The sequence below is a fragment of the Paractinoplanes tereljensis genome (assembly GCF_016862435.1).
Classification (GTDB): Bacteria; Actinomycetota; Actinomycetes; order Mycobacteriales; family Micromonosporaceae; genus Actinoplanes; species Actinoplanes tereljensis.
The window spans coordinates 1-12,126 of record NZ_BOMY01000068.1 but is presented as its reverse complement, the minus strand read 5'-3'; the positions used below and the strand labels follow the sequence as shown (position 1 = coordinate 12,126).

The 12,126-nt window shown below is 70.0% G+C and carries 10 protein-coding genes; 8 read left to right on the top strand and 2 right to left on the bottom strand.

Translation table 11 applies throughout. The features are described 5' to 3' along the window. Positions 1–131, top strand: a 131-nt coding sequence (locus tag Ate02nite_RS48085; protein ID WP_275423012.1) for a sigma factor-like helix-turn-helix DNA-binding protein, incomplete at its 5' end; no start/stop codon positions are given. 101 nt (positions 132–232) lie between these two features. Here the strand turns inward: Ate02nite_RS48085 and Ate02nite_RS48080 are convergent. Continuing rightward, positions 233–811: a YflT domain-containing protein gene (locus Ate02nite_RS48080; RefSeq protein ID WP_438871336.1), complete on the bottom strand. Its 579-nt coding sequence runs from the start codon at positions 809–811 to the stop codon at positions 233–235. Between the two features lie 74 nt (positions 812–885). Continuing rightward, positions 886–1,827, bottom strand: coding sequence for a phosphatase PAP2 family protein (locus Ate02nite_RS48075; protein WP_203814726.1), 942 nt, complete (start codon positions 1,825–1,827; stop codon positions 886–888). A 221-nt stretch (positions 1,828–2,048) separates the two neighbouring features. Between Ate02nite_RS48075 and gsmA the strand changes: the two genes are divergently transcribed. From gsmA to Ate02nite_RS48040, 7 genes are all read left to right on the top strand, one after another. Beyond that, positions 2,049–3,167, top strand: a complete 1,119-nt coding sequence (gsmA, locus tag Ate02nite_RS48070) for a sporangiospore maturation cell wall hydrolase GsmA (RefSeq protein WP_203814725.1) — start codon at positions 2,049–2,051, stop codon at positions 3,165–3,167. Positions 3,168–3,234: 67 nt separating this feature from the next. Then, complete coding sequence (locus tag Ate02nite_RS48065; protein ID WP_239148248.1) at positions 3,235–5,553, top strand: ATP-binding protein; 2,319 nt, start codon at positions 3,235–3,237, stop codon at positions 5,551–5,553. A 28-nt stretch (positions 5,554–5,581) separates the two neighbouring features. After that, positions 5,582–6,361, top strand: a complete 780-nt coding sequence (locus tag Ate02nite_RS48060) for an aldo/keto reductase (protein WP_239148247.1) — start codon at positions 5,582–5,584, stop codon at positions 6,359–6,361. A 43-nt stretch (positions 6,362–6,404) separates the two neighbouring features. Then, entirely contained in the window at positions 6,405–10,331 is a 3,927-nt protein-coding gene (gene hrpA / locus Ate02nite_RS48055) for an ATP-dependent RNA helicase HrpA (protein ID WP_203814724.1), read from the top strand. A 75-nt stretch (positions 10,332–10,406) separates the two neighbouring features. Continuing rightward, positions 10,407–10,799, top strand: coding sequence for a DUF6401 family natural product biosynthesis protein (locus Ate02nite_RS48050; RefSeq protein WP_203814723.1), 393 nt, complete (start codon positions 10,407–10,409; stop codon positions 10,797–10,799). A 29-nt stretch (positions 10,800–10,828) separates the two neighbouring features. Beyond that, positions 10,829–11,545 carry a LamG-like jellyroll fold domain-containing protein gene (locus tag Ate02nite_RS48045; protein WP_203814722.1) on the top strand — a complete coding sequence of 239 codons (717 nt, stop codon included), beginning with the start codon at positions 10,829–10,831 and terminating at the stop codon, positions 11,543–11,545. A gap of 73 nt (positions 11,546–11,618) precedes the next feature. Further along, positions 11,619–12,032 (top strand): RDD family protein, encoded by a 414-nt coding sequence (locus tag Ate02nite_RS48040; RefSeq protein WP_203814721.1) that lies wholly within the window; start codon positions 11,619–11,621, stop codon positions 12,030–12,032. Positions 12,033–12,126: the final 94 nt, after the last annotated feature.

Sequence of the window (12,126 nt, the reverse complement as noted above, 5' to 3'; positions counted from 1 at the left end):
CCCTGCGCTTCTACGGCAACCTGACCCAGTCGCAGATCGCCGACCAGATCGGGATCAGCCAGATGCACGTGTCCCGCCTGCTCACCCGGGCGCTGGCCAAGCTCCGTACCGAGCTAATTGCGGGCTTCTGAGCTGGCTGGCCTCGCTCCGCTCGGCGGGCTCAGCGCGACTTTGGTTGCGCTCAAACCAAGAGGCCCCGATCGAAGATCGGGGCCTCTTCTTGCGTGCTGCTTTACTGAGCGCCGCTGGCGCGCCAGTTCAGCTGGATCAGCAGCTGGCGGGCCTGGTCGGCTACCTCGGACTCGGAGGTCACGGCGTACTGGCCGGCTACCAGTGAGCTGCGCGAGGCGAAGTCGCGGCGGCCGCCGGTGGCGGCGTGCGCGATGGCGCCGAAGATGGCGCCCCAGGCCGCGCCGATCAGCAGGCAGACCAGGATGACCCCGAACCAGCCGGAGTCGCTGAACAGGCCGAACAGCAGGCCGATGAACAGGCCGAACCAGGCGCCACTGGCCGCGCCGGCGAGAGCCGCCCGCCCGGTCGTGAGCCGGCCCAGGACGTTCTCCACCAGCCGCAGGTCGGTGCCGATGATCGCGGTGCGCTCGACCGGGAACTTGTTGTCGGACAGGTGGTCGACGGCCTGCTGGGCCATCGCGTAGTCGGGGTAGGTGCCGACCACCTCGGTCGGCACCCCCGGCCCGGCCGGCGCCTGCGCGGGCACGCTCGGCACGGCACCGGCCGGGCCGGGCGGGATCGCCGTCGTCGGGGCGCTGTCGGCCGAGAACGACACGGTCGGGGCCGCCTCGGGGGACACCCGGGGCGACGGGATCGGGGCGGTCGGTGCGTTATCGGTAGCCGACGTGGTGACCGGCTTGTCGGACGGGGATGTCACTTGCTGCCTCCCTTACTGCGGCGGCGGACCGCCGCCTTCGCCGGTGCGGTTTCCGGCTTGTCGCCGGACGCCAGCCGCACCCAGATCAGAAATGCGCCGGCCACCGCGGCGGCGATGCCGGCCGAGCCGGCCAGGAACGCGAACTGGCCGGAGACCAGGTCCGGCGAGACGCGTTCGGACATCGCGGTGGTGACCAGGCCGAGGACGCCGGCGATGCCGGCCACGACGGTGACGATCAGCAGTACGACGGTGCCGACCCGGCTGTGCCGCTCGGCCGGACTGACGTGCCGGGATCGCCGTAGCCGGATCACGAAGGACACGAAGGCCGACCAGGCCAGCACCAGCAGGATCGCGGCGACGGTGTCGCTCGGGCGGTGCCACTCGGCCCAGACGGTCGCGATCGCGATGACGATGACGTAACCGGCCCCGATCATGGTGACCATCCCGCGGACGGCGGCCGGCAGCACCAGGATCAGCGCGAACGCCACCGAGGCGGCGGCCGCGGTGTGCCCGCTCGGGAACGAGTTGGGGGTGGTCAGGCCGTCGTAGTCGGGCCGGTCCAGGCGCATCTTCAGCAACTGGCAGCTGCCGTTGGCGCCGAGCACCAGCAGGGCGGCGCCGACCGCCAGGTCGATCCGCTTGCGCAGCACCCCGATGGTGGCCGCGGCCAGGCAGACGCCGACCAGGCTGATCAGGGTGGTGCCGTTCAGCGTGCGGCTGAGCACCTCGACCACGCGCGGGTGGCTCACGTCGCCGCCGCGCATCGCGGTGGTGTCGACGTATTGCCCCAGCGAGGTCAGCACGAACGCGCGGTAGAGCGCGGCCACCCCGGCGGCGGCCAGGATCGCGACGGCCAGTGGGGCGAGGACATGCCCGGCGCCACCGCGCGGTTTCGCGGCGATGGGCGCCGATTCGGATCGGGACGCCAGGGCCGTCATCGGCGGGTCCTCCTGCGGGCTGCGGGTGATCGGAGACGGAAGCGGTTTGCCCAGACGCGCCCATTTTCAAGCACAGGTAAGTCTCACGCGTTTCGTTGTGACGCAACAGCCTCTGGCGACGACCGAGGCAACGCAGCCGCAACCGGGATCGCTCTGGTCCCGCAACCCCCTCTCGGGACCTTGAACCGGACAAATGCCGGGCTGAGACGAGGGGACGTTTCATGGGCTTCAACACCCGCCGACTGCTGGCCGCACCATTACTGGTGCTCGCTGCCGGTGGTGGCCTCCTGGTGGCTGCGGCCCCCGCCGAGGCCGCCGGGGTGACCGCGACCGTCGACGTGCTCAGCGCGCCGGTGAAGACACGGGTGAGCCCGTCGCTCGCGGCCAAGGTCCTCGGCACGCTGAAGGACGGCCAGAAGGTCACCGTCGTGTGCGCGGCGACCGGGCCGTCGGTTAGCGGGCCGGTCCGCACCACCACGCAATGGGACCGGCTGTCCACCGGCGCGTACGTGAGTCACGCGTACATCCGGATGAGCAAGAGCGTGCCGCGGTGCGCGACCACCGCGGCGAAGCCGGTCGCCGTGACCTATCAGACCGGCACCGTGCGCAGCACGGTCGGCGCGGTGAACGTGCGCAGCGGGCCGAGCACCAGCGCCGCGGTCAAGCGCTCGATCGCCGACGGCGGCACCGTGCAGGGGGTGTGCGGGGTGGTCGGCACGAAGGTGACCGGCACCGTGCGCACGACCACGCAGTGGAACCGGCTCACCGACGGCGGTTACATCTCGCACGCCTACGTCGTCACGCCGACGCTGAAGCTGTGCCCGGGCGCCTCGCTGACCCCGCAGGACGACACCCCGCAGATCACGCCGGAGCAGTTCCTCAAGGCGTCGGTGACGGGCGCGCAGCAGGGCTGGCGGGATTACGGCGTGCCGGCCTCGGTGACGATCGGTCAGGCGATCCTCGAGTCGGGCTGGGGGCGTAGCAGCCTTTCGGCAACGGACCGTAACTACTTCGGGATCAAATGCCAGAACGGGGCGTACGGCAAGCTGGCCAACGGCTGCCACAACTACGTGACCCAGGAGTGCACCAAGGCCGGCGCGTGCTTCTCCACCACGGCGACCTTCCGGACGTACGCCACGATGGGCCACTCGTTCCGGGACCACGGCAGCTTCCTGCGGGTGAACAGCCGCTACAAGCCGGCCTTCGAGTACTCCAAGGACGCGAACAAGTTCATCTGGACGGTCTGGAAGGCCGGGTACGCGACCGATCCGAACTACTACACCAAGATCACCGCGCTGATGACGTCGTACAACCTCTATCAGTACGACATCTGGAAGTAGAAAGCTTGTTTCACCCCGGTCGGCCGAAGCGGCAGACCGGGGTGATTTGCGTATTACGCTCACTTTGGTGAGTCTCGTACACGGGCGCTTGGCCGCGTTCTTAGCCGTCGCCGTGGTCGTCGTGGGGCTGACCGCGACCGGGCTGATCGTGTCCGGCCTGCGTTCCGGGCAACGGGAGAACGCCGAACGAGTCATGGACCAGCGAGCCGAGATGGCCAAGTCCGCCGTGCTGACCGAGACCGCGCGGTACGAGTCGCTGCTCGAGGCCACCGCCACCGGCCTGGCCACCGACAGCAACATGACCTGGGACGACTTCGACGCGGCCACCTCGTCGCTGGCCAACGCCGGCCTCAAGGGCGCGTCCAGCGTCGCGTTCGTGGTGCCGGCCACCGACGCGCAGATCCCGGCCACCCAGGCGCGCTGGCGCTCGCGGGGTGCCGACGGGCTGGTGCTGCGACCCAGGGGCACCGGGCACGAGCACTACTTCTCGATCTTCAACCGGGGGCTGCGCAGCACCGGCACCACCGCCGGACTCGACGTGTCGGCGGCCCGGCAACCGGCCGAGGCGATGCGTGACGCGCGGCGGATGAGCACGCCCACCGTCTCGGACACCTACGTCCTGCTACGCGACCGCAACCTGCCGGCGGCCCAGCAGCAGCACTCGTTCGTCTTCGCCGCGCCGATCTGGCCGCGCACCGCCGACCCGCAGTTCCGGGGCTGGTTGCTGCTCGGCATGCGCGGCCAGGACTTCCTCAGCGCGGTGCTGGCCGCGGTCAGCCAGGGCCAGCTCAACGGCGAGTTGCTGGCCACCAACACCGACGGCAGCCGGCCGGTGGTGGCCCACTATTTCGTGCCCGGCACCCCGGACATGGAACGGCAGAGCCTGCTGGACGTGGCCGACCGGGAATGGACGCTGATCATCCGGGCCGACTCCGGCAACCTGCCCGGCGCGCACAGCCCGCTGCCCGGCCTGGTGCTCGGCGGCGGCATCGTCCTCACCCTGGTCATCGCCGGGCTGGTCTACGTGCTGGCGTCGGCGCGCTCCCGGGCCGTCGCCCGGGTCGAGGCGGCCACCCGTGAGCTGCGCCAGGCCGAGCGGGAGAGCCGCCGCCAGGCCGTCCTGCTCGCCGCGGTGATGGCCAGCATCAGCGACGGCGTCGGCGTGATCGACGAGCACGGCGAATTCATCCTGCACAACCCGGCCGCCCGGGAAATGATCGGCGTCGACCACGACACCTCCGACACGACTGCCTGGCAGGAGCACTACGGGCTGTTCCGGCCGGACGGGCGAACCCCGTTCCCGCACGACGAGTTGCCGCTGGTCCGGGCACTGCGCGGGGAGAGCAGCAACGGGGTGGAGATCCTGATCCGCAACCCGGCGCGGCCCGAGGGTGTCCTGATCAGCTTCGACGGGCGGCCGCTCGACCCCAGCGCCGGGGAGCCCGGCGCGGTCGCGATCTACCACGACATCACCGAGCTGCGCCGCTACGAGAACGACCTCGCGGTCTTCGCCGGGGTGGTGGCGCACGACCTCAAGGCGCCGCTCACCGTCATCCGCGGGCACTGCGAGGAACTCCTCGAGGACTCTCTCCAGGGCGGCGGACCCTCGCACTCGCTGCTGCGCATCGTGCGGGCCGTCGACCGGATGGCCGCCATGATCGACACACTGTTGGCCTACACCACCGCCCGGGACGCGCCGCTGAACTTCGTCCGGGTCGACCTGGCCGCGCTGACCGACGAGGTGGTGCAGGACCGCACCGGGCACCTCGCCGAGGATGCCGTCCCGGAGGTGGTCGTCGGCCCGCTGCCGGTGGTCTCGGCCGACCCGGCGATGCTGCGGCACGTCCTGGACAACCTGATCGGCAACGCCCTCAAGTACGTCCGCCCCGGCGCCGCGGCCCGGGTCGAGATCAGCGCCGACCCGGTCGGCGAGGGCTGGACCCGGGTGGGCATCGCGGACCGCGGCATCGGCATCCCGGACGCCGACAAACCCGAGGTCTTCGAACGGTTCCACCGCGCCCACGCCGACGCCGGCTATGCCGGCACCGGGCTGGGCCTGGCGATTTGCAAACGCATCGTGGAGCGCCACGGCGGGGAGATCGGCGTGGCTGACAACCCCGGCGGTGGTACGCGCTTCCACTTCACCCTGCCATTGGAGGAGTACGCCATGAAGATCCGGCCGTCGAAGAAGGAAGTCTCCACCGACCAGGCTGACGACGAGGCCCGGGAGAAGCTGGAACGGGCGCTCGCCGAGCGGGCCGCGATGGAGAACACCCGACTGCCCGGGTTGAGTGCGCTGCCGTCGTCGGCGCCGTCCGGCGGGGACCCGGCCGGCACCCGGCTGCGGTCGCCGGCGCCGCACCACCACCCGGCCGACGCCGAATAGCCGGCCCAGGGACGGGCAAGATGGGCGCATGACCATTCCCGCCCTTCCCCTCGGCACCGACCTCGCCATGCCGCTGCTGGGCTTCGGCACCTGGCAGCTTCGTGGTGAGGCGGCGTACAAGGCCGTCCGCGCCGCCCTGGACGTCGGTTACCGGCACCTCGACACCGCCACCATGTACGGCAACGAGGCCGAGGTCGGCCGGGCGCTGGCCGATTCCGGCGTGCCCCGCGACCAGGTCTTCATCACCACCAAGCTGCCGCCCGAGCGGGCCGGCAAGGAGCGCGCCACGCTCGCCGACAGCCTCCGGCTGCTGGGCGTGGACGCGGTCGACCTGTGGCTGATCCACTGGCCGCCGTCGCGTGGCCGGTCTCTGCCGGTGTGGCGTTCGTTCGCCGCTCTGCGCGACGAAGGTCTCACCCGGGCGATCGGGGTGAGTAATTACGATATCTCGGACATCGAGGAACTCGTCTCCGAGACGGGTGTCGTGCCGGCCGTCAACCAGATCCGATTCGGGCCGACCCTGTGGGATTCCGCCCTGGTCGAGGCCCATCGCTCGCGCGGCGTGGTGGTCGAGGGTTACTCGCCGTTCAAGACCACCAACCTGCACGACCCGGTGCTCACCCGGATCGCCGCCGCCCACGACGTCGACGCGGCCCGGGTGGTGCTGCGGTGGCACGTGCAGCACGAGATCGTGGTCATTCCCAAGTCGGCGTCACCCGAGCGGGTGGCCACCAACTTCGACATCGCCGGCTTCACCCTGACCGATCAGGAGATGGCCGCCGTCGACGGCCTCGCCGAGCGGCGTTAATCACCAGGCGTTCGCGGTCCGTTCCGCCTATTCTTGCTGCGCCATGTCGACAACACCCGCCGAACTTCGCACCCGGCTCGCCGAACTCCTTCCCCGTGACGAACGGCGGCTGCAACGCCGGCTCGACGGCACCCGCCGGATCCGCGACGACGCGGCCCGGTCGGTCGCCATCGCCGAGATCGAGGCCGAGGCGGTCGCCGCGCGCGGCCGCCTCGAGGCCAAGCTCGCCTCCGTCCCGCCGATCACCTACCCCGAGTCGCTGCCGGTCAGCCAGCGCAAGGACGACATCCTCGCCGCCATCCGCGACCACCAGGTCGTCGTAGTGGCCGGCGAGACCGGCTCGGGCAAGACCACCCAGATCCCCAAGATCTGCATGGAGCTCGGTCGCGGGGTCCGTGGCCAGATCGGGCACACCCAGCCCCGCCGGATCGCGGCCCGCACGGTCGCCGAGCGCATTGCCGAGGAACTCGACCGGCCGCTCGGCTCCACGGTCGGTTACAAGGTGCGCTTCACCGATCAGGTGAGCGACAACACCATGGTCAAGGTGATGACCGACGGCATCCTGCTGGCCGAGATCCAGAACGACCGGATGCTGTACCGCTACGACACGCTGATCATCGACGAGGCCCACGAGCGCAGCCTCAACATCGACTTCATCCTGGGTTATCTGCGCGAGATCCTGCCCCGGCGCCCCGACCTGAAGCTGATCATCACCTCGGCCACGATCGAGACGTCCCGCTTCGCCGAACACTTCGGCGGCGCCCCGGTCATCGAGGTCACCGGCCGTACGTATCCGGTTGAGGTTCGTTATCGGCCGTTGGTCTCGGTGGACAGGCAAGAAGAGTCTTCAGGCGATTCAAGGGTGGCGGCGGGGCGGTCGGATGGGGAAACCGAAGAACCGATGGACCAGGTCGACGGCATCGCACTCGCCGTGGACGAATTAGGCCATGACGGGGACGGCGACATCCTGGTGTTCCTCTCCGGCGAGCGGGAGATCCGGGACACCGCCGACGCGCTCGGCAAGCGCAACCTGCGCAACACCGACATCGTCCCGCTGTACGGCCGGTTGTCCGCCGCCGAGCAGCACAAGGTCTTCGAGCGGCACTCGCAGCGCCGGGTCGTGCTGGCCACCAACGTGGCCGAGACCTCGCTGACCGTGCCCGGCATCCGCTACGTCATCGACCCCGGCACAGCCAGGATCAGCCGGTACTCCAACCGGCTCAAGGTGCAGCGGCTGCCCATCGAGCCGGTCTCGCAGGCCAGCGCCAACCAGCGCAAGGGCCGCTGCGGCCGGGTCGCCGACGGCATCTGCATCCGGCTCTACTCGGAGGAGGACTTCGAGTCCCGGCCCGAGTTCACCGAGCCGGAGATCCTGCGCACCAACCTCGCGTCGGTCATCCTGCAGATGACCAATCTCGGTCTCGGTGACCTCGCCAAGTTCCCGTTCATCGACCCGCCGGACCGGCGCAACATCACCGACGGCGTGAAGCTGCTGGAGGAACTCGGCGCGCTCGACGACCGCAAGCTCACCCCGCTCGGCCGCCAGCTCGCCCAGCTGCCGGTCGACCCGCGGCTGGCCCGGATGGTGATGGAAGCCGACAAGCAGGAGTGCGTCGCCGAGGTGATGGTGATCGCGGCCGCCCTGTCCATCCAGGACCCGCGCGAACGGCCCACCGAGAAACAGCAGCAGGCCGACGAGAAACACGCCCGGTTCACCGACAAGGAATCGGACTTCTTCAGCTATCTCAATCTCTGGCGCTATCTGCGCGAGAAACAGCAGGAGTTGTCCGGCAACCAGTTCCGCCGGCTCTGTCGCTCCGAATTCCTCAACTACCTGCGGGTACGCGAGTGGCAGGACATCTATTCGCAGTTGCGGCAGGTCGCCCGTACCCTCGGATTGTCTCTTGAAGAAGACCGTGAGGACGTCGCCGAGGGTGCCCACGTGCATACCGCGTTGTTGTCCGGTCTGCTCAGCCACATCGGCCTCAAAGAGGGCGACAAGCGCGAATACCTGGGCGCCCGCGGCGCCAAGTTCGCCATTTTCCCCGGGTCGGCGCTGTTCAAGAAGCAACCGCGCTGGGTGATGTCGGCCGAACTGGTGGAGACCAGCCGGCTGTGGGGGCGGGTCAACGCCCGGATCGAACCGGAATGGGCGGAGAAACTCGCTCCACACCTGGTCAAAAGCTCCTACAGTGAGCCGCACTGGGAGAAGAAACAGGGCGCGGTGATGGCCTTCGAGAAGGTCACGCTCTACGGCCTGCCGATCGTGCCGCGCCGCCGGGTGCTCTATTCCAAGGTCGACCCGGTGCTGTGCCGCGAGCTGTTCATCCGGCACGCGCTGGTCGAGGGCGACTGGGAGACGCACCACGCGTTCTTCGGTGCCAACCGGGCGCTTCTGCAGCGCATCGAGGAGATCGAGAACCGGGCCCGGCGCCGCGATATCGCGGTCGACGACGAGACGGTTTATGCGCTCTATGACGCGCGCATTCCGGCCGACGTGGTTTCGGCGCGGCATTTCGACGCGTGGTGGAAGAAGGCCCGGCGCGACAACCCGGAATTGCTGACCTTCACCCGGGAAATGCTTGTCAACGCGGGCCGCGACGCGGTCGACCCGAACGCGTTCCCGGACGCCTGGCTGGCCGGCGGGGTGAAACTGCCGCTCAGCTATTCGTTCGAGCCCGACTCGGTGGCCGACGGGGTGACCGTGCGGGTGCCGCTCACCCTGCTCAACAAGCTCGACGCCGATGACTTCGGGTGGTCGGTGCCCGGCTTCCGCAAGGACGTGGTGATCTCGCTGATCCGGGCGCTGCCGAAGGCGCTGCGCACCAACTTCGTGCCGGTCCCGGACTGGGCCGAGGCCGTGCTCGACCGGGTCCCGGTCCGGCGCGGCCCGCTGCCCGACGCGGTCGGCTCCGAACTGCGCCGGCTCACCGGCACCGTCGTCCCGGCCGACGCCTGGCGGCCCGACCAGGTGCCGGCCCACCTGCGGGTCAACTTCCGGGTGATCGACGAGAACGACAAGATCGTGGGGGAGGGGCGCGACCTCGACGTGCTGCGGCGCTCGCTCGCCCCCGCGGTGCAGAAGACGATCTCCGCGGCCGCGGGCGACATCGAACGCCGGGGGATCACCACCAACGACTTCGGCGCGCTGCCGCGCCGCCTTCAGCAGGTCCGCGGCGGGTACGAGGTGAGCGTCTATCCCGCGCTGGCCGACGAGGGAGAATCCGTTGCCGTACGGGTCTTCGAGACCGAGGCCGAGCAGCGGCTCGCGATGATCGCGGGCACCCGGAAGTTGCTGCTCCTGACGCTGCCGCCGGCCGCCCGCTACCTGCAGGGCCGGCTCGACAACCGGGCCAAGCTGGAGCTGTCCCGGGGTAATCCCTATCGGTCCATCGCCGACCTGCTCGACGACTGTGCCGGGGCCGCCGTGGACCGCCTGGTCGCGGACGCGGGCGGGCCGGCCTGGTCGTCGCCGGCCTTCGCCACCCTGCGCGACGCGGTGCGCGAGGACCTGGTCGACGCGGTCGCCAACGTGGTGACCCAGGTGCAGGCGGTGCTGGCGACCACCTACGAGGTCTCGCAGCGCATTGCCTCCAGCTCCAACCCGGCCCTGCTGGCCGCTCTCGCCGATATCCGGCAGCAGCTGAAAGCCCTGGTCTACCCCGGTTTCGTGACCGCCACCGGCTGGCGTCAGCTGCACCACCTGCCGCGCTACCTGCGGGGCATCTCCTACCGCCTGGACCGGGTCGGCGCCAACCTGCCCCGGGACCGGCAGCTGATGGCCCAGATCCACGAGATCGAGGCCGAGTACCGCGAGCTCAAGGCCGAGCTGCCGCCGTCCGACGAACTCACCGCGATCCGCTGGATGATCGAGGAACTGCGGGTCAACCTGTTCGCGCAGGCCCTCGGAACCGCCTATCCTATTTCGGACAAAAGGATATTTAAGGCGATGGACCAGCTCCCCGCGTAGCGGGCCCGTAGGCGCTCGGGTGCCGTTCGGTTACCCCCCTGTCTTAGGGTTCCCGCAGGCCCTAGCGTTCTGGCCATGACGAACGAATACCTCGCCTTCGCCCCGATTTCCACCGACGCGGACATCCCGGTTCTCGACCCGGCCGCCGCGCTGCTGGACGAGATGATGGCGCGCGTTGGCGTCGACGGCCTCGCCGCCGCGTTCGCCGACCCGGGCCTGCTCGCCCTGGTCGACCAGCACGCCGCCGCCGTTCGGGACGCGCTCGTCGACGCCGACCGCGACGCCGACGCGGCCGGTCTGGCCGCCTACGCCACCTCGATCGTCGCCGCGGCCCGCCGCGGTGGCCGCACCCTGCCTGCCGTCGGCGAGGCGCCCACCCGTCCCGCCGACTGGATGGCCACCGACTGGCACCTGCTGCGCCTGCTCGGCGTCTGCATGCTGGCCGAGGTCCTCGACGTTCTCCCGTAACATTTCGGGCGTCACGCGTTCTCATAGGTATGAAGATCGCACTTGCTCTCGCGGCGGCCGCCGGGATGCTCATCCCGGCGTCGCCCGCCCTCGCGGACACACCCGGCACGCTCGCGCTGGTGGCCCGCTGGGATTTCAACTCCGGCGCGACCGCCGGCAAGGTCGCGGACACCTCCGGCCGCGGGCAGGCACTCAGTGTCCGCACCGCCGACCAGGGCGTAGTTCGTTTCGAAGGCGGAGCGGCCGCCTTCCCCGCCACCTGCCAGACCGGCGCGACAACCTGCGCCCGGGCCCTCATGGAGGCCCCGAACGCCGCCGACCTCAACCCCGGCACGCGATGGTTCCGCTGGTCGGCCCGGGTCCGCCTGACGCAGGCGCAGCTCGGCGGCTCGGCCAACATCATGCAGAAGGGCGTGGCCAACGCCGGCAGCCAGTGGAAGATGCAGCTGGGCGGCACCGCCGGCCGGGCCAACTGCGCGGTTGTCGGAGTGGGTTCGCCGACGGTGTACATCGCGCGCTCGGCCGGTGCCCCGGTCACCGACGGTCAGTGGCACAAGATCCTCTGCCAGCGCCAGGGAACCATCCTGTCGATCTACATCGACAACGTCCTGCGCGGCCAGGCGACCATCCCGGCCACCCTGTCGATCAGCAACACGCTGCCCCTGCGGGTGGGCGGCGCCAACTTCAACACCCGCAGCGACATGTTCCACGGAGCCCTCGACGACGTGTACGCCGAGCTGGGCTGACCCTGTCCACCCCGGTGGCCCGGCCAATCCGGCCGGGCCACTCCCGGTGGCACCCGTCCGGCATGATCAACTCATGGTCTACCCGACGGGCTCGCCCAACGTCCACGTGACGGGCCGCCGCATCGTGGCCACCCTGATCGACAGCCTGGTGTTCGGCCTGTTCCTCTCGCTGGTCAACCGTCCGGACGGCGGGTCAGGCTTCGACCTGACCACCCTCTCCGGCACAGGCAGCCTGGCCGCCATCCTTTATTACACCGTCCTGGAGGGACTGACCGGCCGCACCCTGGGCAAACTGCTAACCGGCATCCGAGTGGTAGACGCCGGGACCGGCGGCCGCCCCGGCCTGCTGTCAGCGTTCGTCCGCACCCTGCTGCGCCTGATCGACGGCATCTTCGGCTACTTGGTAGCCATGATCGTCGTAGTCAACTCAAAGAACCGCCGCCGCTTGGGCGACATGGCCGCAAAAACCTTGGTAGTCCGCGCCTGACCCACAGCCGGCCGACCGCCAGGCCCGCAGCCCCGAGCCGCGATCACGCGGTCCCGGCGCCGGCGCCCTTCGCCCGTGCGCGGATTCGACCTGG